The 26,545-nt window shown below is 53.1% G+C and carries 26 protein-coding genes and 2 tRNA genes; 7 read left to right on the top strand and 21 right to left on the bottom strand.

From position 1 onward, the window contains the following. The first annotated feature begins 4 nt into the window (after nucleotides 1-4). On the top strand, nucleotides 5-580 hold the full coding sequence (gene dolP, locus M4I31_RS02965) for a division/outer membrane stress-associated lipid-binding lipoprotein (protein WP_003024954.1): 576 nt from the start codon (nucleotides 5-7) through the stop codon (nucleotides 578-580). Nucleotides 581-673: 93 nt separating this feature from the next. Here the strand turns inward: dolP and M4I31_RS02960 are convergent, their stop codons facing one another. Further along, nucleotides 674-1,309, bottom strand: a complete 636-nt coding sequence (locus M4I31_RS02960; RefSeq protein WP_085048663.1) for an NAD(P)H-binding protein — start codon at nucleotides 1,307-1,309, stop codon at nucleotides 674-676. Nucleotides 1,310-1,437: 128 nt separating this feature from the next. On the opposite strand from M4I31_RS02960, the gene M4I31_RS02955 reads away from it, so the two are divergent. Further along, the gene (locus M4I31_RS02955) at nucleotides 1,438-1,956 is read left to right on the top strand and encodes a type 1 glutamine amidotransferase domain-containing protein (protein WP_038634164.1); all 519 of its coding nucleotides are present in this window, start codon (nucleotides 1,438-1,440) and stop codon (nucleotides 1,954-1,956) included. Here M4I31_RS02955 and M4I31_RS02950 read toward each other — a convergent pair. Continuing rightward, nucleotides 1,936-2,379: a YhbP family protein gene (locus M4I31_RS02950; protein WP_085048662.1), complete on the bottom strand. Its 444-nt coding sequence runs from the start codon at nucleotides 2,377-2,379 to the stop codon at nucleotides 1,936-1,938. The two genes, M4I31_RS02955 and M4I31_RS02950, sit on opposite strands and share 21 nt — an antisense overlap. Before the next feature lie 52 nt (nucleotides 2,380-2,431). Between M4I31_RS02950 and M4I31_RS02945 the strand changes: the two genes are divergently transcribed. Next, nucleotides 2,432-2,731, top strand: coding sequence for a GIY-YIG nuclease family protein (locus tag M4I31_RS02945; RefSeq protein ID WP_038634168.1), 300 nt, complete (start codon nucleotides 2,432-2,434; stop codon nucleotides 2,729-2,731). Here M4I31_RS02945 and M4I31_RS02940 read toward each other — a convergent pair. Next, the gene (locus M4I31_RS02940; RefSeq protein WP_003024966.1) at nucleotides 2,718-3,221 is read right to left on the bottom strand and encodes a GNAT family N-acetyltransferase; all 504 of its coding nucleotides are present in this window, start codon (nucleotides 3,219-3,221) and stop codon (nucleotides 2,718-2,720) included. The genes M4I31_RS02945 and M4I31_RS02940 overlap by 14 nt on opposite strands. Then, entirely contained in the window at nucleotides 3,215-3,739 is a 525-nt protein-coding gene (locus M4I31_RS02935; protein WP_038634172.1) for an SCP2 domain-containing protein, read from the bottom strand. The genes M4I31_RS02940 and M4I31_RS02935 overlap by 7 nt, the downstream gene beginning before the upstream one ends. A 220-nt stretch (nucleotides 3,740-3,959) precedes the next feature. On the opposite strand from M4I31_RS02935, the gene M4I31_RS02930 reads away from it, so the two are divergent. From M4I31_RS02930 to M4I31_RS02920, 3 genes are all read left to right on the top strand, one after another. Continuing rightward, nucleotides 3,960-4,955: a peptidase U32 family protein gene (locus M4I31_RS02930; protein WP_006687898.1), complete on the top strand. Its 996-nt coding sequence runs from the start codon at nucleotides 3,960-3,962 to the stop codon at nucleotides 4,953-4,955. After that, complete coding sequence (locus M4I31_RS02925; RefSeq protein WP_085048661.1) at nucleotides 4,946-5,842, top strand: U32 family peptidase; 897 nt, start codon at nucleotides 4,946-4,948, stop codon at nucleotides 5,840-5,842. The genes M4I31_RS02930 and M4I31_RS02925 overlap by 10 nt, the downstream gene beginning before the upstream one ends. Nucleotides 5,843-6,029: 187 nt before the next feature. Further along, nucleotides 6,030-7,037, top strand: a complete 1,008-nt coding sequence (locus M4I31_RS02920) for a luciferase-like monooxygenase (protein WP_085048660.1) — start codon at nucleotides 6,030-6,032, stop codon at nucleotides 7,035-7,037. A gap of 88 nt (nucleotides 7,038-7,125) precedes the next feature. Here M4I31_RS02920 and mtr read toward each other — a convergent pair whose 3' ends face one another. The 12 genes from mtr to M4I31_RS02860 all read right to left on the bottom strand — a co-directional run bounded on the left by mtr (nucleotide 7,126) and on the right by M4I31_RS02860 (nucleotide 21,024). After that, nucleotides 7,126-8,370, bottom strand: coding sequence for a tryptophan permease (mtr, locus tag M4I31_RS02915; protein WP_085048659.1), 1,245 nt, complete (start codon nucleotides 8,368-8,370; stop codon nucleotides 7,126-7,128). 146 nt (nucleotides 8,371-8,516) lie between these two features. Then, on the bottom strand, nucleotides 8,517-10,442 hold the full coding sequence (gene deaD / locus M4I31_RS02910; RefSeq protein WP_038634182.1) for an ATP-dependent RNA helicase DeaD: 1,926 nt from the start codon (nucleotides 10,440-10,442) through the stop codon (nucleotides 8,517-8,519). After that, nucleotides 10,435-10,515, bottom strand: a complete 81-nt coding sequence (gene yrbN / locus M4I31_RS02905; protein WP_010723222.1) for a protein YrbN — start codon at nucleotides 10,513-10,515, stop codon at nucleotides 10,435-10,437. The genes deaD and yrbN overlap by 8 nt, the downstream gene beginning before the upstream one ends. 106 nt (nucleotides 10,516-10,621) lie before the next feature. Beyond that, a complete protein-coding gene (gene nlpI, locus M4I31_RS02900; protein ID WP_038634184.1) occupies nucleotides 10,622-11,506 on the bottom strand; it encodes a lipoprotein NlpI in 885 nt (294 codons plus the stop codon). 109 nt (nucleotides 11,507-11,615) lie between these two features. Next, nucleotides 11,616-13,751, bottom strand: a complete 2,136-nt coding sequence (gene pnp, locus M4I31_RS02895; RefSeq protein ID WP_038634187.1) for a polyribonucleotide nucleotidyltransferase — start codon at nucleotides 13,749-13,751, stop codon at nucleotides 11,616-11,618. A gap of 246 nt (nucleotides 13,752-13,997) precedes the next feature. After that, nucleotides 13,998-14,267: a 30S ribosomal protein S15 gene (gene rpsO / locus M4I31_RS02890; protein WP_000059465.1), complete on the bottom strand. Its 270-nt coding sequence runs from the start codon at nucleotides 14,265-14,267 to the stop codon at nucleotides 13,998-14,000. A 273-nt stretch (nucleotides 14,268-14,540) separates the two neighbouring features. Further along, nucleotides 14,541-15,485, bottom strand: a complete 945-nt coding sequence (gene truB, locus M4I31_RS02885) for a tRNA pseudouridine(55) synthase TruB (RefSeq protein WP_085048658.1) — start codon at nucleotides 15,483-15,485, stop codon at nucleotides 14,541-14,543. Continuing rightward, nucleotides 15,485-15,889, bottom strand: coding sequence for a 30S ribosome-binding factor RbfA (gene rbfA, locus M4I31_RS02880; protein ID WP_003024988.1), 405 nt, complete (start codon nucleotides 15,887-15,889; stop codon nucleotides 15,485-15,487). Before rbfA ends, truB begins: the two co-directional genes overlap by 1 nt. A gap of 167 nt (nucleotides 15,890-16,056) precedes the next feature. Beyond that, entirely contained in the window at nucleotides 16,057-18,747 is a 2,691-nt protein-coding gene (infB, locus tag M4I31_RS02875) for a translation initiation factor IF-2 (RefSeq protein ID WP_038634196.1), read from the bottom strand. Nucleotides 18,748-18,771: 24 nt separating this feature from the next. Then, a complete protein-coding gene (gene nusA / locus M4I31_RS02870) occupies nucleotides 18,772-20,259 on the bottom strand; it encodes a transcription termination factor NusA (protein WP_038634199.1) in 1,488 nt (495 codons plus the stop codon). A 28-nt stretch (nucleotides 20,260-20,287) separates the two neighbouring features. Next, on the bottom strand, nucleotides 20,288-20,740 hold the full coding sequence (rimP, locus tag M4I31_RS02865) for a ribosome maturation factor RimP (RefSeq protein ID WP_003024996.1): 453 nt from the start codon (nucleotides 20,738-20,740) through the stop codon (nucleotides 20,288-20,290). A gap of 207 nt (nucleotides 20,741-20,947) precedes the next feature. Beyond that, nucleotides 20,948-21,024, bottom strand: a tRNA-Met gene (locus M4I31_RS02860). Nucleotides 21,025-21,358: 334 nt separating this feature from the next. Here M4I31_RS02860 and argG point away from each other — a divergent pair. Further along, nucleotides 21,359-22,702: an argininosuccinate synthase gene (argG, locus tag M4I31_RS02855; RefSeq protein ID WP_006687887.1), complete on the top strand. Its 1,344-nt coding sequence runs from the start codon at nucleotides 21,359-21,361 to the stop codon at nucleotides 22,700-22,702. 196 nt (nucleotides 22,703-22,898) lie between these two features. Here argG and M4I31_RS02850 read toward each other — a convergent pair. The 5 genes from M4I31_RS02850 to M4I31_RS02830 form a co-directional block, all read right to left on the bottom strand. Next, nucleotides 22,899-22,985 (bottom strand) — tRNA-Leu (locus M4I31_RS02850). Nucleotides 22,986-22,994: 9 nt separating this feature from the next. After that, a complete protein-coding gene (gene secG / locus M4I31_RS02845; RefSeq protein ID WP_006687886.1) occupies nucleotides 22,995-23,327 on the bottom strand; it encodes a preprotein translocase subunit SecG in 333 nt (110 codons plus the stop codon). A 214-nt stretch (nucleotides 23,328-23,541) separates the two neighbouring features. Further along, complete coding sequence (locus M4I31_RS02840) at nucleotides 23,542-24,855, bottom strand: M23 family metallopeptidase (RefSeq protein WP_085048656.1); 1,314 nt, start codon at nucleotides 24,853-24,855, stop codon at nucleotides 23,542-23,544. Then, on the bottom strand, nucleotides 24,852-25,706 hold the full coding sequence (locus M4I31_RS02835; protein WP_085048655.1) for an A24 family peptidase: 855 nt from the start codon (nucleotides 25,704-25,706) through the stop codon (nucleotides 24,852-24,854). Before M4I31_RS02835 ends, M4I31_RS02840 begins: the two co-directional genes overlap by 4 nt. After that, nucleotides 25,706-26,542 carry a hypothetical protein gene (locus M4I31_RS02830; RefSeq protein WP_137350633.1) on the bottom strand — a complete coding sequence of 279 codons (837 nt, stop codon included), beginning with the start codon at nucleotides 26,540-26,542 and terminating at the stop codon, nucleotides 25,706-25,708. The genes M4I31_RS02835 and M4I31_RS02830 overlap by 1 nt, the downstream gene beginning before the upstream one ends. Between the last annotated feature and the right edge of the window lie 3 nt (nucleotides 26,543-26,545).

Below are 26,545 nucleotides of genomic sequence, written 5' to 3'. Positions count from 1 at the left end.
ACACATGAAGGCATTTTCGCCGCTTGCTGTGATTATCGCTGCACTGCTGCTGCAAGGCTGTGTAGCTGCCGCCGTGGTCGGAACCGCAGCCGTCGGGACTAAAGCCGCGACGGATCCGCGTAGTGTCGGCACTCAGGTAGACGACGGAACCCTGGAATTACGCGTCAATACGGCGTTGTCGAAAGATGCCCAGATCAAGAAAGAAGCGCGTATCAACGTTAGCGCGTATCAGGGCAAGGTTCTGCTGGTCGGTCAGTCACCAAATAGCGAGCTGTCTGCGCGGGCAAAACAGATTGCAATGGGCGTAGAAGGTACCACTGAGGTCTTTAATGAGATCCGTCAGGGCCAGCCAATCGGTCTGGGCGATGCGTCCAACGATACCTGGATCACCACCAAAGTACGTTCCCAGTTGCTGACCAGCGATCAGGTGAAATCCTCAAACGTGAAAGTCACCACCGAGAACGGGGAAGTGTTCCTGCTGGGCCTGGTCACTGAACGTGAAGCGAAGGCGGCGGCGGATATCGCCAGCCGGGTAAGCGGCGTGAAACGCGTCACGACGGCCTTTACGTTTATTAAGTAATACCGATGCCGGATAGCGACGCATAAGCGTCTTATCCGGCCTACAGGACGTCATCGTTTGTAGGTCGGATAAACGTCAGCGCCACCCGGCATTTTATTTTGCCCTTTCGCGTAGCTCGGAGGAGGTCAGGATCGTAACGCCCTCATCTCCTGGCGCCAGCGCTTCTGCCAGCATTGCCCGTGCAACATCACGCGCTTCAATCGACTTCCAGTTACCCGGCAGCAGCCTGAACAACGGCGCTAAAAACTTCTCATTCGTCCGCTGTTTATCCCGTTCCCCCAGTAGCATCGAAGGTCGGACAATCGTCAGGCGCGGCCATTTCTGCGCGATTAACGCCTGCTCCATTTTCCCTTTCACCCGGTTATAAAAAAACGGTGAATTCGCATTCGCGCCCATCGAACTCACCACCAGCATATGCTGGGCGCCTAACCGGCGTCCCGTCAGGGCGGTGTCCACCACCAGCGTATAGTCAGCGTGGATAAACGCCTCTTTCGAGCCGGCTTCACGCCGGGTGGTTCCCAGACAACAAAAAACGATATCGACCGGATCGGTGACTTGCGCCAGAGCATCGGTTAGCTGCGGATCATGGGGATTATAAACGCCAACCGTATCAGCCAGCGGTCGACGCGTCGGCGCCGTAATGGCGTTGACCCGGGGTTCATTAAGCAGCATACGCAGCAAATTTCCGCCTACCAGCCCCGTTGCGCCTGTTATTAACACCTGACTCATCCTCGCTCCTTTACAGATTTGTCCGTCTTGCACTCTCAGCCTTAGCGACCAGACTTAATAGTTCGTGAGGTAATTATCCGCCAACATGGAAATTCTGCCTCATTCGCAAGCAACTCAACGGAGGAAACATGAGCAAGAAGATTGCCGTTTTAATCACTGATGAGTTTGAAGATTCAGAATTTACATCACCAGCAGCAGAATTTCGCCAGGCCGGGCATGAAGTCATCACCATTGAAAAACAGGCAGGCAAAACGGTGAAGGGAAAAAAAGGAGAAGCCAGTGTCACCATCGACAAAGCGATCGAGGATGTGCGCCCTGCCGATTTTGACGCCCTGCTACTGCCAGGCGGGCACTCGCCGGACTACCTGCGCGGGGACGATCGTTTCGTGACCTTTACCCGGGATTTCGTTAACAGCGGCAAACCGGTGTTTGCTATTTGCCACGGGCCACAGTTGCTGATCAGCGCGGATGTCATTCGTGGCCGTAAACTTACCGCCGTGAAACCTATCATCATTGACGTAAAAAATGCGGGCGCCGAATTTTACGATCAGGAAATGGTGAATGATAACGATCAGCTGATAACCAGCAGAACACCGGATGACCTGCCAGCGTTTAACCGTGAGGCATTACGTATTCTCGGGGCGTGAGTCTCGTAGCCAGAGCATTTTTTTGCCAAAGCCCAGCGTGTTGTCCGTAAATTTGACTTCATCCAACCGAATTTCCCACACGGGTGCGGACAGCATTCTGGCCACCGGGAAGCGGCGATTATACGCTTTACGCGCAACGTCACTCTCCTCCCCCTCAAGACGGCGGATTTCCCCTTTAAACTGTACGCCGCGAATCAGGGCTACCGTTTTGGGCTGGCCGTTTACCGTACCGGCAACAGGCGCACGTGGCCCGGACATCTGAGCATGACGCGTTTTCTCTTCGGTCAGCACATAGAACACCACCTTTTGCGCATCAAACAGGTAAAACGCATTGGCGCACCACAATTCACCATCATGGTGAACACACCAGGTTACGACGTGCTGTTTTGCCAGCCAGCGGGTCACCGCAGTCAGTGTTTCCATTTCTGTTCTCTTTTATACTGTAGGCCTGAAAATTATCACGTCGATGGTGACAATGACACCCTGGTATCTGTATCTGATCCGTACCGCGGACAACGCTTTATACACCGGAATAACCACCGATGTGGAGCGTCGATATAAGCAACATCAGAGCGGGAAAGGCGCGAAGGCGCTACGTGGAAAGGGAGAACTCACCCTGGCATTTGCGGCGCAGGTCGGCGACCGTTCGCTGGCTCTGCGCATCGAGTATCGCGTCAAACAGCTCACAAAGCGTCAGAAAGAGCGCCTTGTAGAGGGCGGAGGGCTTGAGGCTCTGCTGAGCAGCCTGCAAACCCCGGATGTTAAAAACGATTGAAGTGGTCGTGGTATTCCACCAGGCCCGTCACGCCCTCCAGCGCATCGTCCGCCAGGCGATGAACCTGGAACGCGCTTTCGGTGCCCGGCCAGCGGCAACGCAGGTCATGATGTGCAGCCAGCTCAAAGCCAAAACGGCTGTACAGTGCCGGATCGCCCAACGTAACCACCGCGGCGTAGCCAAACTCGTTCAGGGAGTCGAGTCCTTCATAGACCAGTTGACGCGCCAGGCCCTGACCACGGTAGTTTTCATCCACTGCGAGCGGCGCCATGCCAACCCATTGCAGATCTTCACCCTGAACATCGACAGGACTGAACGCGACGTAACCCACTACCTGACCTTCGTCATCTGTCGCAACCAAACCCAGCGTTAAGAAACCATCTTCACGCAGGTCGTGCACTAATTTCGCTTCCGCATCGCTCTCAAATGAACGACGCAGCAACGCATCAATACCGGGGGCATCGATGGGAATCTCAACTCGAATCAGCATGGCTCACCTACCGAAGTCTGTTTGGTGTCTGGCGTCGTTTTCATTCCCGCCTCAACAAAATCCGCCAACTGCATCAGCATGACGCGCAGCGCTTTAGGCATCTGATCCAGTTCGATGGCGTCCATCAGATTTTTTACGTATAGCCCTAATTCTGTGTCACCTTCAATCACCAGGCGACGCTGGAAGAAAAGCGTATCCGGATCCTGCTTACGTGCAGCAATCATCAGTAAATCGCTGGCGTCAGCGCTAAAACTCACATCCGCATCGGCACTCTGGCTGACGATAAGTTTATCGTTCTCAACAGAGGTATACCATTGGAGGCCAATATCACGCACATGAATACTCAGCCAGCGGCCTTCGAGGAACTCCAGCTCTCCATCAGCCAGCGCCTGGCTAAACTGCCAGCTCAGAACCTGCTCCAGGACCTGGCGCTTCAGCGCAAAGGGCGTCAGTTTAACCGGTACACTCATCAGAGAAGGACCAAAATGTACTAAGCGTGAACGCAGTTTATCCAACACGAGCTTTACTCCCTGTTTCAATAGTCCTGCTATTTTGCCATATCCAATAAACGACATAGCGGCATAAATCAACAATTCGATGCGAAATTGTTACCTCTTTATTGCTGTCACCAATACGACTTTAACTGCCTCAAATCAAAAATTGTCTCAGCAAGGTTAACTAAAATCCCTCTTCGTTAACATTTCTGCGCCCTTCACGGCGCTACGTTCAGGATAAATTATGGAGCTGCTCTGCCCTGCCGGAAACCTCCCGGCGCTTAAGGCGGCCATCGAGAACGGCGCTGATGCTGTCTACATCGGGCTGAAAGATGATACCAACGCCCGTCATTTCGCCGGCCTTAATTTTACCGAGAAAAAATTGCAGGAAGCGGTGAGTTTTGTCCATCAACACCGCCGTAAGTTGCACATCGCGATTAACACCTTTGCGCATCCGGATGGTTATGCGCGCTGGCAGCGGGCCGTAGATATGGCGGCGCAACTGGGTGCGGATGCGCTAATCCTCGCCGACCTCGCCATGCTTGAGTATGCCGCAGAGCGCTACCCGCATATTGAGCGCCATGTCTCTGTTCAGGCATCTGCTACCAACGAAGAGGCGATTAATTTTTATCATCGCAACTTTGATGTCGCCCGCGTGGTGCTGCCGCGCGTGTTGTCTATCCATCAGGTGAAACAGCTCGCTCGCGTCACGCCCGTTCCACTCGAAGTGTTCGCCTTTGGCAGCCTGTGCATTATGGCGGAAGGGCGGTGTTATCTTTCATCCTACCTGACGGGTGAATCGCCTAACACGGTTGGCGCTTGCTCTCCCGCGCGTTTTGTTCGCTGGCAGCAGACCCAACAAGGTCTGGAATCGCGTCTGAATGAAGTGCTGATTGACCGCTATCAGGACGGAGAAAATGCCGGTTATCCGACACTGTGTAAAGGCCGCTATTTGGTTGACGGCGAGCGCTATCATGCGCTGGAAGAACCCACCAGCCTGAACACGCTGGAGCTGCTGCCGGAGCTGCTGGCGGCCAATATTGCCTCGGTAAAAATCGAGGGACGCCAGCGTAGTCCGGCCTACGTCAGCCAGGTGGCGAAAGTGTGGCGTCAGGCGATCGATCGTTGTATCGCCGACCCACAGAACTATGCGCCACAGGCGGCATGGATGGAAACGCTCGGTTCCATGTCCGAAGGCACGCAGACCACGCTTGGCGCGTATCACCGTAAATGGCAGTGAGAGAAGCAATGAAATATTCCTTAGGGCCGGTGCTGTGGTACTGGCCAAAAGAAACGCTGGAAGATTTTTATCAGCAGGCCACCGCCAGCCAGGCCGACATTATCTATCTTGGCGAAGCGGTATGCAGCAAACGTCGCGCCACTAAAGTCGGCGACTGGATTGATATGGCGAAGTCGCTCGCCGGCAGCGGTAAACAGGTGGTGCTGTCAACGCTGGCGCTGGTGCAGGCATCCTCTGAGCTAGGCGAATTAAAGCGCTATGTCGAAAACGGCGACTTCCTGCTGGAAGCCAGCGATCTGGGCGTGGTAAACATGTGCGCGGAGCGTAAGCTGCCGTTTGTCGCCGGACATGCGCTCAACTGCTACAACGCGGTGACGCTGCGTTTGCTGCTCAAACAAGGGATGGTGCGCTGGTGTATGCCGGTAGAATTATCTCGCGACTGGCTGATCAATCTGCTCAACCAGTGTGAAGAGTTAGCTATCCGCGATAAGTTTGAAGTAGAAGTGCTGAGCTACGGCCATCTGCCGCTGGCGTACTCTGCCCGCTGCTTTACGGCGCGTTCCGAAGATCGGCCAAAAGACGAGTGTGAAACCTGCTGCATCAAATACCCGAACGGGCGAGATGTGCTGTCGCAGGAGAATCAACAGGTCTTTGTTCTCAACGGGATTCAGACCATGAGCGGCTATGTTTACAACCTCGGCAACGAGCTGACATCCATGCAGGGGCTGGTGGATATTGTACGTCTGTCCCCTTCAGGCACTGAAACATTTGCCATGCTGGATGCCTTCCGCGCCAATGAAAACGGCACTGCCCCATTACCGCTTGCCGCCCATAGCGACTGCAACGGTTACTGGAAACGTCTGGCTGGGCTGGAACTGCAATCCTGATAAAACCTCGCCGGATGGCGGCATAAATACCTTATCCGGCCTACAAATCGCGATCCCGTAGGCCCGATAAGCGCAGCGCCATCGGGCATTGTTTTTGCCGTCAGTCTCATAAAGCTCACTTTGTTAACAACGTTAATCAAATTTTAATGCAGTATTAAATGATTAACCGGTAACAAAGTGAGCCGTTATGACTGACAAAACTATTCCGTTCTCGGTGCTGGATCTGGCACCGATCCCTGAAGGATCTTCGGCAAAAGAAGCCTTTACGCACTCGCTTGAACTCGCACGGCTGGCTGAAAAGCGCGGCTATCACCGCTACTGGCTGGCAGAACATCACAACATGACCGGCATCGCCAGCGCCGCAACCTCTGTGCTGATTGGTTATCTGGCTGCCAATACCACCACGCTGCATCTGGGTTCTGGCGGCGTGATGCTGCCCAACCATTCGCCGCTGGTGATCGCCGAGCAGTTCGGTACCCTGAACACGCTGTATCCGGGACGTATCGATCTCGGGCTTGGCCGCGCGCCGGGGAGCGATCAGCCAACGATGCGCGCGCTGCGCCGCCATATGAGTGGCGATATCGATAACTTCCCACGCGACGTAGCAGAACTGGTGGAGTGGTTCGACGCCCACGACCCGAACCCCCATGTACGCCCGGTGCCTGGCTACGGCGAGCAGATCCCGGTCTGGTTATTAGGTTCCAGCTTGTATAGCGCACAGTTGGCGGCGCAGCTTGGCCTGCCGTTTGCCTTCGCCTCGCACTTTGCTCCGGATATGCTGCATCAGGCGCTGCATCTGTATCGTAGCCAATTCACGCCTTCGGCGCGCCTGGCAAAGCCGTATGCAATGGTATGCATCAACATCATTGCTGCCGACAGCAATCGCGATGCCGAATATCTTTTCACCTCAATGCAGCAGGCGTTTATGAAACTGCGTCGTGGCGAAACCGGCCAGCTACCGCCACCGGTAGAGAATATGCATCAACTGTGGTCCGCTTCTGAACAGTATGGCGTGCAGCAGGCGCTACGCATGTCGCTGGTCGGTGATAAGGCGAAAGTGCGGCACGGGCTGGAGGCTATTTTGCGTGAAACCCAGGCTGATGAAATTATGGTTAACGGCCAGATTTTTGATCACCAGGCGCGGCTACACTCATTTGATTTGGCGATGGATGTGAAGCAGGAATTGTTGGGATAGTGCTATTTGTGCCGGATGGCGGCTGCGCCTTATCCGGCCTACGCAATCTCTGTAGGCCCGGTAAGCGTAGCGCCACCGGGCAATTGTTCTACTGGTACACCGGCAGCAGGTTAACGCTCGACAGAACATGGATAACCGCGTTGCCGACGCCGAAGACCAGAATCAGGGCAATCATCGGTTTACCGCCCCAGACGCGGAATTTCGGGCTGCCGAAACGTTCGCGAGATTTACGTGCCAACAGCGCTGGCACAATGGCAGCCCAGATAGTTGCAGCTAAACCTGCATAGCCAATGGCGTACAGAAAACCGTTCGGCCACAGCAGGCCACCGACAATTGGCGGCACAAACGTCAGCAATGCGGTTTTAAAACGCCCCATTGAGGAGTCATCAAAACCAAATAAATCAGCCAGATAATCAAACAGGCCAAGCGTCACGCCGAGGAAGGAACTGGCGACCGCAAAGTTGGAGAACACCACCAGCAGCAGATCCAGACTACGGCTGTTCAGCACACCGCTCAACGCCTGCACCAGCACATCAATGTTCCCACCCTGCTGCGCAATACCAATAAATTCCGGACGCGGAATATTACCCATCGTTCCCAGCAACCATACGGTATACAGCACCAGCGCCAGCAACGTGCCGTATACCAGGCACTTAACGATGGTCTTCGGATCCTTGCCGTAATACTTCATCAGGCTTGGGACGTTGCCGTGATAACCAAATGAAGCCAGACAGAATGGCAGCGTCATCAGCAGGTACGGCGTATATGAAGCGTTGCTCTGCGCCACGTTAAACAGCGTTGCGGGCTGCACGTGTCCCAGCAGACTGCCGAAGGTCAGGAAAAAGGTAATCACCTTCGCGCCCAGCACAATCGCCGTCATGCGGCTAACCGCTTTGGTGCTTAACCACACCACAAACGCGACCAGCAGCGCAAAGCCAAGACCTGCCGCGCGCGCCGGAACGTTCAGCGACATCTCGGCAAAGGTGTGATGCAGAATCGAGCCGCTTGCCGAAATATAGGCGTAGGTCAGAATGTAGAGCACAAAGGCGATGGAGATGCCGTTAACAACGTTCCAGCCTTTGCCCAACAGATCTTTGGTAATGGTGTCGAAGCTGGAACCAATCCGGTAATTGAGGTTGGCTTCAAGGATCATCAGCCCGGAGTGCAGCATGCAGAACCAGGTGAAGATCAGCGCCGCCATTGACCAGAAGAACCACGCCCCGGACATGACCACCGGCAGAGAGAACATCCCCGCGCCAATAATGGTGCCGCCGATGATCACCACGCCGCCAAGCAGCGAAGGTGACGTTTGGGTGGTGGTTAGTGTTGCCATTTAGCCATCTCTCCAGTCATTTATATTGTGACTACTTATCAATGTGCTGCACTGTACCAGTACACGAGTACAATTGAAATAAAAAAAGCCCCGATTGTTGAGATCGGGGCTGTATACTTTATTTTACGCTTTTAAGCCGTTTTGGCTTATGCGTCACCGCCGAAACGACGACGACCGGCTGAGTCATCACGACGTGGAGCAGAAGAATCGTCACGGCGCGGGCCACGACCACCTTCACGACGTTCGCCGCTGAAACGACGACCATCACCACGACCGCCTTCACGACGCTCACCGCCAAAACCACGGCCTTCACCGCGACCGCCTTCACGACGCTCGCCGCTGAAACGGCCACCGCCACGACGCTCACCACCGGTATGCGGTACTGCATCGCCAACCAGCTGCATGTTCATCGGCTTGTTCAGGATGCGGGTACGGGTAAAGTGCTGCAGCACGTCGCCCGGCATACCTTTCGGCAGTTCGATGGTCGAGTGGGAAGCAAACAGCTTGATGTTACCGATGTAACGGCTGCTGATATCACCTTCGTTAGCAATCGCGCCAACGATATGGCGGACTTCAACACCGTCATCACGACCCACTTCAATGCGGTACAGCTGCATATCGCCAACGTCACGACGTTCACGACGCGGACGGTCTTCACGGTCGCCACGCGGGCCACGATCGTTGCGGTCACGCGGGCCACGATCGTCACGGTCGCGGAATTCACGCTTAGGACGCATCGGTGCATCTGGTGGTACGATCAGGCTACGTTCGCCCTGAGCCATTTTCAGCAGTGCGGCTGCCAGGGTTTCCATGTCCAGCTCTTCGCCTTCAGCGGTAGGCTGAATCTGCGCCAGCAGAGCACGGTACTGATCCAGATCGCTGCTTTCCAGCTGCTGCTGTACTTTCGCGGCGAATTTTTCCAGACGGCGTTTGCCCAGCAGCTCTGCGTTCGGCAGTTCTACTTCTGGAATAGTCAGTTTCATGGTGCGTTCGATGTTACGCAGCAGACGACGTTCGCGGTTCTCAACGAACAGCAGCGCACGGCCAGCACGACCCGCACGACCGGTACGGCCGATACGGTGAACGTAAGATTCGGAGTCCATCGGGATATCGTAGTTAACGACCAGGCTGATACGCTCAACGTCCAGGCCACGGGCCGCAACGTCGGTTGCAATCAGAATATCCAGACGGCCATCTTTCAGACGCTCCAGAGTCTGCTCACGCAGAGACTGGTTCATGTCGCCGTTCAGCGCAGCGCTGCTATAACCGCTACGCTCCAGCGCTTCTGCCACTTCCAGAGTCGCATTTTTGGTACGGACGAAGATAATCGCCGCATCAAAATCTTCTGCTTCCAGGAAACGCACCAGCGCTTCATTTTTACGCATGCCCCACACAGTCCAGTAGCTCTGGCTGATGTCAGGACGGGTAGTGACGCTGGACTGAATGCGTACTTCCTGCGGCTCTTTCATAAAGCGGCGGGTAATACGACGAATCGCTTCCGGCATGGTGGCAGAGAACAGAGCGGTCTGATGACCTTCCGGGATCTGCGCCATAATGGTTTCAACGTCTTCGATGAAGCCCATACGCAGCATTTCATCAGCTTCGTCCAGTACCAGACCGCTCAGTTTGGAGAGGTCCAGAGTACCGCGCTTCAGGTGATCCAGCAGACGACCCGGCGTACCGACGACGATCTGTGGTCCCTGACGCAGGGCACGTAATTGCACGTCATAACGCTGGCCGCCGTACAGGGCAACCACGTTCACGCCGCGCATGTGTTTAGAGAAATCCGTCATGGCTTCTGCAACCTGAACCGCCAGTTCGCGGGTCGGTGCCAGCACCAGAATCTGAGGTGCCTTCAGCTCAGGATCAAGATTGTTGAGCAGCGGTAAAGAGAACGCTGCCGTTTTGCCGCTACCGGTCTGGGCCATACCCAGAACATCGCGACCGCCCAGCAGATGCGGAATGCACTCTGCCTGGATTGGAGATGGTTTTTCGTAACCCAGATCGTTAAGGGCTTCAAGGATAGGAGCCTTCAGGCCCAGATCTGCAAAAGTGGTTTCGAATTCAGCCATGTAGTACGTGTGCCTCAAAATTAATGGCGGCCAGTCTACATAACTCATCATGAAATTGATCTGCAATTTTCATTGAAAAGTGTGAACCGGCTCAAAGTAGGTGTATTAACGAACAACAACGCCCTCACCCGTGAAGGTGATGGCAATCAAAAAAGATTACGGGCTGATGTGTACGTCAGCTATTGCTGGTCCGATTCTGCCAGGTCATCTTGGTCCTGGCCCAGGAGCGATAATTCCAACAATGCGTATCGGTGCTCAACAAAGTTATGAACGTTGTTAGCCACCGCCAGTTTGAACAATGCCGTAGCGTTGTCCAAATCCCCCAGACTTAGGTAGTACTTACCTAAATAGAAGTTGGTTTCACTGAGATGCTCAGCGAGCGAGGTGTTATCCGTTGCGTCCGCCTTCAGGCGTTCCATCAGCGTTGCTTCGCTAATGTTGCCCAGGTAGAACTCGACAATGTTCCATCCCCATTGCTCTTTATCCGATTTCTCGAAGCGTTGGTTTAACGCTTCTTTAGCCTGCTTCTCATCGAGCTTCTGCTCGGCAAGATAAAGCCACAGACTGCGGAAAGGATCATTGGGATCGTCTTGATAAAACGCCAGCAGATCATCTTGCGCTAACTTGTCGCGACCGCCGTAATACAATGCGATACCGCGATTTAAGTACGCGTAGTTGTAAGTTGGATCAAGCTCAAGTACAGAATCAAACGCTTCATAGGCAGCATCAAAATTGCCTGCCTGCGTTAAATATATACCTAAGTAATTGAATACTTCAGGCATATCTGGTCGGATTGCCAGCGCTTGTGAAAAATCATTTCGCGCCAGTGCCCTCAGACCGAGACTATCATACAACACTCCGCGCTCATATAAAAGCTGTGCGCGTTCGTCATCGGTTAAAGCCCGACTGGCAAGAATTTGTTCCATACGTGCCAGAATCACTTCCTGCTGCAAAGTCGGTTGCAATGGTACTGCGAGGACTTCACTCTTACGCCAGGCGGAATTACTACATCCAGCCAGCGTGAGTGCTGTCGCAACGAAACACCAGCGCAAAAAAGGCTTCATTTCCCACTCCCGAAGACAACGATTGAATGAACGTCCAGGTTCCCCGGTTGCTAACAAGGCGTCCTGCCGGGTTAAAGGCCCTCCGTTCTCACGGAGGGCAATGGCAACCTTACTCGCCCTGTTGGCTTACCGGAGCTTCCGGTTCGCCTGCAGGCTGAGACTGCTCAGTTGCTTCTTTAATGCTCAGACGTACACGGCCCTGGCGATCAACTTCCAGAACTTTAACCGGTACTTCCTGGCCCATCTGCAGGTAATCGGTCACTTTCTCAACGCGCTTGTCAGCGATCTGAGAAATGTGTACCAGACCTTCTTTACCGCCACCGATGGCAACGAATGCGCCAAAGTCAACGATACGGGTCACTTTACCCGTGTAGATACGACCTACTTCGATCTCTGCGGTGATCTCTTCGATACGACGGATAGCATATTTCGCTTTCTCGCCGTCGGTCGCTGCGATCTTCACAGTACCGTCATCTTCGATTTCGATAGTAGTGCCAGTTTCTTCGGTCAGGGCGCGGATAACAGAACCGCCTTTACCGATAACGTCTTTAATCTTGTCCGGGCTGATCTTGATGGTGTGGATACGTGGCGCGAATTCAGAGATATCGCCACGCGGCGCGTTAATCGCCTGTTCCATCACGCCCAGGATGTGCAGACGCGCACCTTTAGCCTGGTTCAGAGCAACCTGCATGATCTCTTTGGTGATACCTTCAATTTTGATATCCATCTGCAGTGCAGAGATACCGTCGCGGGAACCCGCTACTTTGAAGTCCATATCGCCCAGGTGATCTTCGTCGCCCAGGATGTCAGACAGAACAACATAGTTGTCGCCTTCTTTCACCAGACCCATCGCGATACCCGCAACGGCCGCTTTGATCGGCACGCCTGCGTCCATCAGCGCCAGGGAAGCGCCACATACGGAAGCCATGGAAGAAGAACCGTTAGATTCAGTGATTTCAGAAACCACACGCACGGTGTACGGGAATTTATCCAGTTCCGGCATCACTGCCAGCACGCCACGCTTCGCCAGGCGACCGTGACCAATTTCACGACGCTTCGGAGAACCGACCATACCGGTTTCACCTACGCAGTACGGAGGGAAGTTGTAGTGGAACAGGAAGTTGTCAGTACGCTCGCCCATCAGTTCGTCGAGGTTCTGCGCATCACGGGTGGTGCCCAGGGTCGCAGTGACCAGCGCCTGAGTTTCGCCACGGGTGAACAGCGCGGAGCCGTGGGTACGCGGCAGAACGCCAGTACGCACGTCCAGACCACGAATCATGTCTTTTTCACGGCCATCGATACGCGGCTCGCCTGCCAGTACGCGGCTACGAACAACGTTTTTCTCAATGGCGTGCAGGATTTCGCCCAGTTCGTTGGCGTCCAGGGTTTCATCTTCTGCCGTAAGCTGAGCGATGGTTTCAGATTTGATCACGTCAACCTGAGCGTAACGCTCTTGTTTGTCGGTGATACGGTAAGCATCGCTCAGGCGAGCTTCTGCCAGTGCGGCAACGCGCGCGTTCAGCGCTTCGTTGACGGCTTCTGGCTGCCAGTCCCAACGCGGTTTGCCGGCTTCTTTCGCCAGCTCGTTGATCGCCTGAATAACAACCTGCTGCTGTTCGTGACCGAATACTACAGCGCCCAGCATCTGGTCTTCGCTCAGCAGTTCAGCTTCGGATTCAACCATCAGTACGGCACCTTCGGTACCGGCAACAACCAGATCCAGCTTGCTTTCTTTCAGTTCGTCCTGAGTCGGGTTCAGTACGTACTGGTCATTGATATAACCAACACGCGCAGCACCGATCGGGCCGTTGAATGGGATGCCAGACAGCGTCAGCGCAGCGGATGCGCCAATCATTGCCACGATATCCGGGTTAACCTGCGGGTTAACGGACACAACGGTCGCGATAACCTGAACTTCGTTAACGAACCCTTCCGGGAACAGCGGGCGAACCGGGCGGTCAATCAGACGCGCGATCAGGGTTTCACCTTCGCTCGGACGGCCTTCACGACGGAAGAAGCTACCCGGGATACGGCCAGCAGCGTAGGTACGCTCCTGATAGTTAACGGTCAGTGGGAAAAAGTCCTGGCCTGGTTTCGCTTTTTTCTGGCCGACAACGGTAACGAATACCGCAGTGTCATCCATGCTAACCATAACAGCGGCAGTCGCCTGACGCGCCATCATGCCGGTTTCCAGCGTAACGGTATGCTGACCGTACTGGAATTTACGAACGATCGGATTAAGCAAAATAATATCCTTTCTCTATTTTTTGACGGCACATTTTTGCGCCATCGTTAATACCCGATCTTCTGCGCATCCTCGCGACTAATGACAACCCTAACCCATACGCATGAGTAAAGCCTCTCATTAGCCGCGCGAACCTCTGCAACGGAAGATCATTCATAGCAACAATACATTAGTTTCCAGCGAATTGCTGCCATCTGCTGGAAAAAAGGGGCCATGAAGGCCCCCTCTTTCTGAAACTCGAAAGAATTAGCGACGCAGGCCCAGACGCTCGATCAGCGCGGTGTAGCGTGCAACATCTTTACGTTTCAGGTAGTCGAGCAGTTTACGACGCTGAGAAACCATGCGCAGCAGACCACGACGGCTGTGGTGATCTTTTTTGTGCTCTGCAAAGTGGCCCTGCAGGTGGTTAATCTGTGCAGTCAACAGAGCAACCTGAACATCGGTAGAACCGGTGTCGTTTGCATCACGACCAAACTCAGAAACGATTTTAGCGGTAGCTTCAGTACTTAGAGACATTTTAAAACTCCAAAGTGTTAAGAATGAAAGGATGCCGATCTCTAATTCAGCTATCCCAGTGTATACACTTCATCCTTCAAACTGACTCTGCGTTGGCTGCGTCCGCTCACCTCAGTCACTTACCTAAGTAAGCTCCTGAGGATTCTCAGACTTGCCGCCTTGATGCAGCTCGAATGATTTTGTGTATACGCCACGCAGATTGTTAAACAATTCACGCGACGTTAAGCGGCAGTATTCTACTCGCAGCGCCCTTTTATCGCAAGACAGAGAGCGCTATGCAGGATACTCAACCACCAGGCGACGGGGGGCGACACGACCTTCATCGTCGATCTCCCCCATGCCGATAAATTTGCCGTCATCGCCTTCCGTCACACGCACCAGGCCTTCCAGCGGGACACCTGTCGTACGTACCGGGTTACCATTTTTAAAGTAAACCGACGATGTTAAAGGCAAATTAACAACAGGATAGTCCGATGCTGGACTGTCCATTGGCATCAGCAAGGGATCAAGCAACTGAGCGGCCTGAATGTTCTGCTGCTCAGCCTGTTCAACCAGCTCGCGCAAGTGTTCCAGCGTCACCATACGATCCACCGGATACTTGCTGACCGTCAGACGACGCAGGTACGTTACGTGCGCACCACAGCCGAGCTTCTCGCCCAGATCGTCGATAATAGTGCGAATATAGGTGCCTTTGGAGCAGTGAACTTCCAGCTCCAGCTCGTTACCTTCATGACGAATAAACAGCAGCTCATAGACGGTAATCGGGCGCGCTTCACGCGGCACTTCAATGCCCTGACGCGCATATTCGTACAGCTTTTTACCCTGATACTTCAGCGCCGAATACATTGACGGAATCTGCTCGATATCGCCGCGGAAAGTCTCCAGTGCGCTCGCAAGTTGCTCTGCGCTGAAGGTTACCGGACGTTCCTGCACGATTTGCCCGTCAGCATCGGAGGTGTCAGTACGTTGCCCCAGGCGGGCTACTACGCGATAGCGTTTGTCAGAATCCAGCAAATACTGTGAAAACTTCGTCGCTTCGCCGAGGCAGATAGGCAGCATGCCCGTCGCCAGCGGATCCAACGCGCCGGTATGACCCGCACGGTTGGCATTGTAGATGCGCTTTACTTTTTGCAGTACGTCATTGCTGGACATGCCCTGCGGCTTATCCAGCAGCAGGACACCGTGAATGTCGCGACCACGACGACGAGGACGACTCATCAGTCCTCCTTGCTGTCGTCCGCTGGGTTCACACGACGTTCATCGTCATGTTTCACCACGCTGGTCACCAGGTTAGACATACGCATCCCTTCAACCAACGAGTTGTCGTAGAAGAAGGTCAGTTCAGGCACGATACGCAGACGCATCGCTTTCCCCAGCAGGGAGCGGATAAAACCAGAGGCTTCCTGCAGGGCCTTAATGCCGTTTTTCACAGCCGCTTCGTCCTGGTCGTTAAGGAAAGTCACGAATACTTTGGCATACGCCAGGTCACGGGACATCTCAACACCAGATACGGTAGTCATCATGCCTACGCGCGGATCTTTGATTTCGCGTTGCAAGATGAGTGCGATTTCTTTCTGCATCTCCTGCGCCACACGCTGCGGGCGACCAAATTCTTTCGCCATAATAAATTCTCCAGAATAATGACAAAAAAGGGGCCATAAGCCCCTTTTTAAATTTCTTGCCGGGTGGCGCTTTAAAGCCTGATGGCGCTACGCTTATCAGGCCTACAACCCGGCTAACAATCCTAACGTAGGCCCGGTAAACGAAGTACCACCGGGCATTACGAAGATTATGCGATAGTACGTTTGATCTCGATGATCTCGAACACTTCGATCATATCGCCAACGCGAACGTCGTTGTAGTTCTTAACGCCGATACCACATTCCATACCGTTACGGACTTCGTTAACGTCATCTTTGAAGCGGCGCAGGGATTCCAGCTCGCCTTCATAGATAACCACGTTGTCGCGCAGGACGCGGATTGGGTTGTGACGCTTGATAGTACCTTCGGTAACCATACAGCCCGCGATCGCACCAAATTTCGGTGATTTAAACACATCGCGCACTTCAGCCAGACCAATGATCTGCTGTTTCAGTTCCGGAGACAGCATACCGCTCATCGCCGCTTTCACTTCGTCGATCAGATGATAGATGACGGAGTAGTAACGCAGATCCAGACTTTCAGATTCGATCACTTTACGCGCAGAAGCATCAGCACGGACGTTGAAGCCAACCAGAATCGCGTTGGACGCCGCAGCCAGGGTCGCGTCGGTTTCAGTGATACCACCTACGCCGGAACCGATGATCTTCACTTTCACTTCGTCGGTAGACAGTTTCAGTAAGGAGTCGGAGATCGCTTCTACAGAACCCTGTACGTCAGCTTTCAGTACGACGTTCACTTCGTGAACTTCGCCATCGGTCATGTTGGCGAACATGTTCTCAAGTTTAGATTTCTGCTGACGAGCCAGTTTAACTTCACGGAATTTGCCCTGACGATACAGTGCAACTTCACGGGCTTTCTTCTCGTCACGCACCACGGTCACTTCGTCACCGGCAGCCGGAACACCGGACAGACCGAGGATTTCCACCGGAATGGACGGACCTGCTTCCAGAACTTCCTGACCCAGTTCGTTACGCATCGCACGCACACGGCCGTATTCGAAGCCACACAGTACGATGTCGCCTTTATGCAGCGTACCTTCACGCACCAGGACGGTAGCAACCGGACCACGACCTTTATCCAGGAAGGATTCGATTACCGCGCCGCTCGCCATACCTTTACGAACAGCTTTCAGCTCCAGAACTTCGGCCTGCAGCAGGATCGCATCCAGCAGTTCGTCGATACCGGTACCGGCTTTCGCAGAAACGTGGACGAACTGGCTTTCGCCGCCCCACTCTTCCGGCATGATGCCGTACTGGGACAGTTCGTTTTTAACGCGATCCGGATCCGCTTCTGGTTTATCGATTTTGTTGACTGCCACGACTACCGGCACACCTGCCGCTTTCGCGTGCTGGATAGCTTCGATGGTCTGCGGCATCACGCCGTCGTCTGCTGCAACAACCAGAACCACGATATCCGTTGCCTGAGCACCACGAGCACGCATAGAGGTAAACGCGGCGTGACCCGGAGTATCCAGGAAGGTGATCATACCGTTGTCAGTTTCAACGTGGTACGCACCGATGTGCTGAGTAATGCCGCCCGCTTCGCCAGAAGCCACTTTCGTAGAACGAATGTAGTCCAGCAGGGAAGTTTTACCGTGGTCAACGTGACCCATGATGGTTACAACCGGTGCGCGCGGTTCAGCCGCAGCGCCGGTGTCACGGTCGCTCATTACTGCTTCTTCCAGCTCGTTTTCACGACGCAGGATAACTTTGTGGCCCATCTCTTCGGCAACCAGTTGTGCGGTTTCCTGGTCGATGACCTGGTTGATGGTCGCCATTGCGCCCAGTTTCATCATCGCTTTGATGACCTGAGAGCCTTTAACCGCCATCTTGTTAGCCAGTTCGCCAACGGTGATGGTTTCGCCGATCACAACGTCACGGTTAACGGCCTGAGCTGGCTTCTGGAAGCCCTGCTGCAGAGCGGAACCTTTACGCTGTTTACCGCCTTTACCACCACGAACTGCGGCGCGCGCTTCTTCACGGTCGGCTTTCGATTCAGCGTGTTTGTTGCCTTTCTTCGCCGGACGCGCGGCTTTCGCGCTGCGAGTACGACCACGGCCGCCTTCAACTTCACGATCGTTTTCGTCTTCTGCCTGGCGAGCGTGCTGAGAAGTCGTGACGTGATAATCGCTGGTATCTTCAACAGGTTCAGCGTTATCCACACCATTTTTCTCGTTTTCTTCCGCCATACGGCGAGCTTCTTCCGCTACGCGGCGAGCTTCTTCTTCAAGCTTGCGACGTGCTTCTTCTTCCGCTTTACGTTTCAGTTCTGCGGCTTCATTTTCACGGCGGGCTTTTTCGGCCTGGGCGGTTTTAGTCATATCGTCGGTCTGTTGATTGCTCACTTTGTCTTTTTCCGCAGCTTCACGTTTCGCTTTATCAGCGGCTTCACGCTTAGCTTGTTCTGCGGCCTCACGTTCGGCTTTTTGTTGCGCCTCGCGTTTAGCAGCTTCTTCTGCCTCACGACGGGCTTGCTCTTCCGCTTCACGCTGCGCCTGCTCTTCCGCGGCCAGGCGTTCAGCCTCTTGCGGATCGCGTTTCACAAAGGTGCGTGTCTTGCGGACTTCGATTTGTACCGATTTGCTTTTCCCACCGGTACCTGGAATATTGAGAGTACTGCGCGTTTTACGCTGCAATGTCAACTTATCCGGCGCTGAGCCGTTCTCACGGTTCAGATGCGCCAGTAAGGTTTGTTTCTCTTGTGCGGACACAGAGTCATCAGCAGACTTCCGGATACCTGCATCAGCAAATTGCTGTACCAGGCGATCCACGGAGGTCTGTATCTCTGCAGCCAGCGTTTTTACGGTTACATCTGTCATACTGTTCCTTCCTGCTACAGTTTATTACGCTTCGTCACCGAACCAGCAAATATTACGGGCAGCCATAATCAGCTCACCGGCTTTTTCGTCGGTCAACCCTTCGATATCAGCCAGATCATCAATGCCCTGTTCGGCGAGATCTTCCAGCGTACAAACACCACGGGCAGCCAGTTTGAAGGCCATATCGCGATCCAATCCTTCCAGATTCAGCAGATCGTCAGCCGGTTTGTTATCACCGAGGCTTTCTTCCTGGGCCAGTGCCAGAGTGGTCAGTGCGTTTTTAGCACGCTCGCGCAGCGCTTCAACGGTCGGTTCATCAAGGCCGTCAATTTCCAGCAGTTCTTTCATTGGCACGTAGGCCAGTTCTTCCAGCGTCGCAAAACCTTCTTCCACCAGAACTGTCGCGAAATCTTCATCGATATCGAGATATTTGGTGAAGGTATCGATGGCGGCATGTGCTTCAGCCTGATGCTTCGCTTGCAGGTCATCAACGGTCATTACGTTGAGTTCCCAACCGCTCAGTTGTGAAGCCAGGCGGACGTTCTGACCGTTACGTCCAATCGCCTGAGCCAGGTTACCGGCTTCAACCGCGATATCCATGGTGTGTTTGTCTTCATCCACCACGATAGAAGCGACATCTGCTGGCGCCATTGCGTTAATCACGAACTGCGCCGGGTTATCATCCCACAGGACGATATCGATACGCTCGCCGCCCAGTTCGGTAGAGACCGCCTGAACGCGCGCACCGCGCATACCCACACACGCGCCGACCGGATCAATACGCTTATCGTTGGTCTTAACGGCGATTTTCGCACGAGAGCCCGGATCGCGAGCAGCCGCTTTAATTTCAATCACTTCTTCGCCAATTTCTGGCACTTCAATGCGGAACAACTCAACCAGCATTTCCGGTTTGGAACGGGTGACGAACAGTTGCGCGCCGCGCGCTTCCGGGCGCACAGAGTACAGAACGCCACGAATACGGTCGCCAGGGCGGAAGTTTTCACGCGGCAGCATGTCTTCGCGCAGGATCACGGCTTCAGCATTGCTGCCCAGATCCAGGGAAATGTTGTCACGGTTAACTTTTTTCACCACACCCGTAACGATTTCGCCTTCGTGTTCGCGGAACTGATCAACAACCATTGCGCGTTCAGCTTCACGTACTTTCTGTACGATAACCTGTTTCGCAGTCTGGGTGGTGATACGGTCAAAGGTGACAGATTCAATCTGATCTTCAACATAGTCGCCCACGTTCAGGCTTTCGTCTTCGAAGCGTGCCGCTTCCAGCGTAATTTCTTTGGTTGGCTGGGTAACTTCTTCTACGATTACCCAACGACGGAAGGTATCGAAATCACCGCTTTTACGATCAATTTCTACGCGGACGTCGATCTCTTGCTCATATTTTTTCTTTGTTGCTGTAGCCAGCGCACTTTCCAGCGCTTCAAAAATTTTCTCGCGTGGCAGCGCTTTTTCGTTGGATACGGCTTCAACAACAGCCAAAATTTCTTTGTTCATCGCGGGCTTTTCACCTCAATCCAGACTGTTAAAAGTGGGGAACCAGGTTCGCCTTCTGGATATTACTCAGCGCGAACACTTCATCTTTACCTTCGACTGTGACCGTGATCATCTCACCGTCCACCGCTTTGATAACGCCCTGCCATTTACGACGGTTTTGAACCGCCATACGAAGAACCAGCGTGACTTCTTCCCCCAGGAAACGCACGTAGTGTTCAGCAGTGAACAGAGGACGGTCGAGACCCGGCGAGGAAACTTCCAGGTTATAGGCAACGGTGATTGGGTCTTCGACATCCATCACGGCGCTTACCTGATGGCTCACATCAGCACAATCATCAACATTGATGCCATCTTCACTATCAATATAGATGCGCAGTGTGGATGTGCGACCGCGAATAAATTCGATGCCGACCAGTTCGTAGCCCAGGGCTTCAACCGGGGCTGTAATCATCTCTGTTAATTTTTGCTCTAATGTGGACAAGCCCACCCCCAAGACATAAAAAAAGGGCCTAAAGCCCAGTTATTCTGTAGTCAGATAACAAAAAACCCCGATAAATCGGGGCTTTAGATAACTGAACCCTATAACCGCACCTGCGGTTCGGAGAACCTTCCGAAAGAATTTTTTTCAAATCCAGCTACGAAGGCCTAAGTCTTCACAGTATATTTGAAAAAGAACTCTAAGGGAAAGTGGTTGCGGGGGCCGGATTTGAACCGACGACCTTCGGGTTATGAGCCCGACGAGCTACCAGGCTGCTCCACCCCGCGCCTGAAACGTGGCAAATTTTACTCGTTTTGGGTAAAAAATGCAAATACTGCTGGGATTTGGTACCGAGGACGGGACGTAAAATCTGCGCACAGTATATTGATACTCTATGTGTTATGTCAACCTTGTTACCACTATGCAAATCAATGAATGCTGACCAGCGGGTGGTAATCAAGATAAATGTACCGGCCGCGCCGTTATTTAACGAAATTATCACTAAACTCTTCCTGTCATCCAGAAAAGATGATTAAATGAAAACTCATTTATTTTGCATAAAAATGCATTTAGTATAATAAGCCGACCTCTTCACCAGTCTATCAAGCAGGGTTTTATTTTATGACGACGATTCTCAAGCATCTCCCGGTAGGTCAACGTATTGGTATCGCTTTTTCCGGCGGCCTGGACACCAGTGCAGCACTGCTGTGGATGCGACAAAAAGGGGCTGTCCCATATGCATATACTGCGAATTTGGGCCAGCCGGATGAGGATGACTATGACGCCATTCCTCGCCGCGCAATGGAATATGGTGCTGAGAATGCTCGCCTGGTAGATTGCCGTAAGCAACTGGTTGCCGAAGGGATCGCAGCCATTCAGTGCGGCGCATTCCACAACACTACTGGCGGACTAACCTATTTTAATACCACCCCACTGGGCCGTGCAGTCACCGGCACCATGCTGGTTGCCGCCATGAAAGAAGATGGCGTGAATATCTGGGGTGACGGCAGCACCTATAAAGGCAACGATATTGAACGTTTCTATCGTTACGGCCTGCTGACCAACGCGGAACTGCAGATTTACAAACCATGGTTGGATACCGATTTTATCGACGAGTTGGGTGGTCGCCATGAGATGTCCGAATTTATGATCGCCTGCGGTTTCGACTACAAAATGTCTGTCGAGAAAGCGTACTCCACTGACTCCAATATGCTCGGCGCGACCCACGAAGCAAAAGACCTGGAATTCCTGAATTCCAGCGTCAAAATCGTCAACCCGATTATGGGCGTGAAGTTCTGGGATGAGAGCGTGAAGATCCCGGCAGAAGAAGTGACCGTACGCTTTGAACAGGGTCATCCTGTAGCGCTAAACGGTAAAACCTTCAGCGACGACGTTGAGATGATGCTGGAAGCCAACCGCATCGGCGGTCGTCACGGTCTGGGCATGAGCGATCAGATTGAAAACCGTATTATTGAAGCTAAGAGCCGTGGTATCTATGAAGCCCCGGGGATGGCGCTGCTGCACATCGCTTACGAGCGTCTGCTGACCGGTATCCATAACGAAGACACCATTGAGCAATATCACTCTCATGGCCGTCAGTTGGGCAAACTACTGTACCAGGGCCGCTGGTTCGACTCGCAGGCGTTGATGCTGCGTGATGGTCTGCAGCGTTGGGTCGCCAGCCAGATTACCGGCGAAGTGACGCTGGAGCTGCGCCGCGGCAACGACTACTCCATCCTCAATACCGTCTCTGATAATCTGACTTACAAGCCAGAACGTCTGACCATGGAGAAAGGCGAGTCAGTATTCTCACCTGACGATCGTATCGGCCAGCTGACAATGCGTAATCTGGATATCACCGATACCCGCGAGAAGCTTTTCGGCTACGCGAAAGCCGGTCTGTTGACCGCCTCTTCAACGACCGGCCTGCCGCAGGTTGAGAATCTGGAAAACAAAGCAAAGTAAGCATTCATCATTTTAAGGCCGCGAAAGCGGCCTTTTTTATGCGCGGAATATAAGGTGTCTGTAGGCCTGATAAACGTAGCGCCATCAGGCGTTGCAATAATGTCGGATGGCGGCGTAAACGCCTTATCCGACCTACAGACAGCCACGAGTAACAGACGAAAAAAAAAGACGCTTTGCAGCGTCTTTTTCTGGAATTTGGTACCGAGGATGGGACTCGAACCCACAAGCCCGTTAGGGCACTACCACCTCAAGGTAGCGTGTCTACCAATTCCACCACCTCGGTACAGAATACTTAGTGTGGGATATCGCTGGTCGGCTGAGCCGGAGCAGCTGGCTGAGTTTGCTCGGTTTTCGCCGGTGCGCTCAGATTTTCCCACTCACTTCCTTTATTGGTCTTATTGCTGTTCATGTTACCCAGCACCAGACTGATGATGAAGAACAAGGTTCCCAATACAGCTGTCATACGGGTCATGAAGTTACCAGAACCACTTGAACCAAACAGAGTACCAGAAGCGCCTGCGCCAAAAGAGGCTCCCATATCAGCGCCTTTACCTTGCTGCAGCATGATCAAGCCTACCAGGCCAATTGCCACAATAAGGAAAACTACTAAAAGAGCTTCGTGCATAATCAACCTGTTCCTTGCGGAGTTGCCGCGTACAATGCTTCGACCATTAAAGCGGGAATATTTACTGTTTCCCACTGAAGCGGGTGTGAATACTAACCAAAGCGAATCACCTTCGCAAGGGCATTTTTAGTGCATTGTATCAACTGCGGAAAAAAACAGCAAAAGCGCCGCATTCTGCCGGTTAACGGCGGAAAAACGGCTATAAAACAGCCGGCTATTCGGGTTTCGCTTCCGGCGACACTTTCACGAGCCTGTATTTTCCATACCGTTTAACAATGCGCCATACGCCATCCGGCGTCTCTACGGGTTCTCTCTGCGCGTAGAAGGTGGTTTTTTTACCGACGCGCACGCCTATCTGCAAATTCTCCCCTTCCCCACTAATCAAAGCGATGGTCGGCGTCATATCCACCGGCTCGATAACCGCCTGTGTATCTGCCACGTGCGACGCCCGCCTGGCATTGGGGTTTAATGTCGACGCAAAAAGCACCTCCATTGGGTTTACCAACTGGTGATGATGGCTGAGTTCCAGGTGGAGATGAGGACCGTTGATTCGCCCGGTCGCCCCTGATAAGGCGATAACATTGCCTCTGAATACCTTATCGCCTTTATGAACCTGAAGCGTATTTAAATGCAAATAGCGGCTGCTCCAGCCATCGGCATGACTGACGGTAATATAGAACCCCGTCACCGGACCATAGCCGGTCGCCGTCACTTCGCCATCGGCAACCGACATTACCGGGCTATTTACCGGTGCGCGCAGATCCACGCCTTCATGCCGCATAAACTGACGGGTGACCGGGTGGTAACGCATGCCATAAGGAGACGTTACAACAATTTCGTGCGTCAGGGGGAAGATAAACGCCCCGGCAGGCAGGGTATCGACCTCAGAAACGGCATGACGATTCGATAAAGACTGCCAGTTTGGCGCTGGGGCGCTGTTCGTGGGGATCGTCAGATTCAGCACCGAAAAAAAGCTGCTCGCCGTATCATTATCAGGAGCCGGATTGGTTGCAAAGCGATCGGTAGATACAACGCCAGCAGGAAAGAAGCTTGCCAGCGCCATAACCTGCGCGCAGGAAAGATCATCATCGGCATCGGCGTTCACCGTAACGTCAGAGGGCCACGTCATAAAAGCGCGACGTGACAAGATAGCAGCGCTGATGCGACAGGAGAGAGGGTCGGTTTCCCGTCGGGTCTCAATAAGGTTCGCATGGTGTTTACCAGTCTGAAGATCATCGAAACAAGGCTGATAGCGCTGCCGTATTAAAGGCGATGTTGTTACTGGCGGCTGATTCATCAGCACCGCTGTTGCACAGGTTTTCTGCTGATGCACTGGCCGCCATACTGGCAGCGACAATAAATAAAGCGTACGTGGTATTCGCCCCGTCATGGCTGGCACGGTAGTGTATTGTCGTGGAGCGGGCGGAATGAGCGATACCGTCACGCTGAATTCATCACGCGCAACCTCGTCCCGATACATATCTGGCGCAGCGCGCAGCAAAAGTAACGAAAGCAGAAGAGTGATCACAGGTTAAGCACCGCCGTATACATTAGATAGATCGACATCACAACGATCGCCGGGCCAAATGGTATGTATCCCTGTTTCGCCAGCTCCCCCTGCGGCGCGAATCTGCGGATATAGAAGTAGCGAAACAGAAACAGGCAAAGACCCAACAGGGCTGAGCCCAGCATCAGCACCGCAATATTTTCCACCCCTAACCATGTCGCACACGCGGCGAACAGCTTAACGTCCCCTTTACCGAAACCTTCCCGACCGGTTATCCAGCGGTAACCTTCGGCCATTAGCCAGGTAAAGCCCCATATAAAAACGGCGCCCATTACGCTATCCCGCGGTGAAATTGGAATAAGGTGGCGTACAGAGGCAATAAGTCCCGCCCACAGCAATAAAAACACCAGGCAGTCAGGAAGCAAAAAGGTGCGGATGTCGATAACCGCAAGGGTGTACAACAGGCAGAGAAATAACGCCATGAACGCGAGCTGGAGTAAGCTATATTGCGGATAAAGCCAGTAAACCAGAGTGCAAAACACAACGCCAATGACCGCCTCACTTAACGGATAAATACCCGAAATTGTGCAATGGCAATGGCGACATCTGCCGCGTAACAGCAACCAGCTCACCACGGGAATGTTATCCCAGGGCATAACATTGTGCTGGCAGCATGGGCAGTGAGACGGCGGCCACCATAAATTTACCGCGGGAAGCGCGTTTCTTTCTTCATCGTCTGCGGTTTCACGCATCAGCATTATCGGTAAGCGATAAATAACGACGTTGAGAAAGCTGCCAATGAATAATCCCAGAAGCAGCGCGAGCCAGGGATAGCCAGGTGAGAAGAAAGCTTCTATATTCGTCATGCGCATTATTGACAACTTTCCGGCAGAGAAGCTAACTGAGTCGACTGGAATGGAAAGACCTTCGCATAGGGCAACAAATCAGAAACATCATCCGCCGGAGTTGACGTGCTATGGTTTAGCCAGATTTGCAGGCCAGAATTTTGCGTTAAGCGCAGCGTATCAGGTAAATTAACCCCGTTAAAATTCCCCGCCGCCGCGGTTCCTCCCATAGAAACAAGTTGCAGCTCGTCTTTGTTGCCTGCTGCGCGGTATTCCACAAAAAACGGCTCTGAATGGCCAACTCCGTTATCAAGCTGATTGGGCACAAACACCTCAATGCGCAATAGCTTATATTTCCTCACTGGCAAATAAAACCAAGTGAATGATGAGCTACTCGATGGGCTGATCGACTTTTGAGCAACACGAATGTCTTCTCCCGTAAATTCAGCTGCTAGCGAATCATAGGCAGAAACGCCTTTTCCTACGGTTCCGCTGCTGCTTTTTTGACATGCCGAAGAGGTCTTACACGCCGCCGTTGCATTACCTTTTAATATTCCAGTTCCAGGCCATGTTTCTACACCATTGACATTATATAAATTGACGTAATCGTCAATGTCGGCTGTATTATCGGCAGATATATAGATTAAGTTGACCTCCATATCTAATACATAAGTTTTGAGGCCGGGGGCAGGCATTCTAAACCCAACGGGAAACGGAGTTGACCAAAACGGACACATTCTCAATACACTACCAAAACCATATTTATTGGCGGAAAACGCCTGTGGCGCGCTAAAAATAAGCCATAAACAGCCCAGAGCCGCCAGGTATTTCCTGTTGAATATATTCATATTTAATCCATCCATGAA

The organism is Citrobacter sp. XT1-2-2 (assembly GCF_023516235.1).
GTDB classification, from domain to species: Bacteria; Pseudomonadota; Gammaproteobacteria; order Enterobacterales; family Enterobacteriaceae; genus Citrobacter; species Citrobacter werkmanii.
Note: the sequence above shows the minus strand (reverse complement) of the source record. Positions and strands in the feature narration are given on the sequence as shown.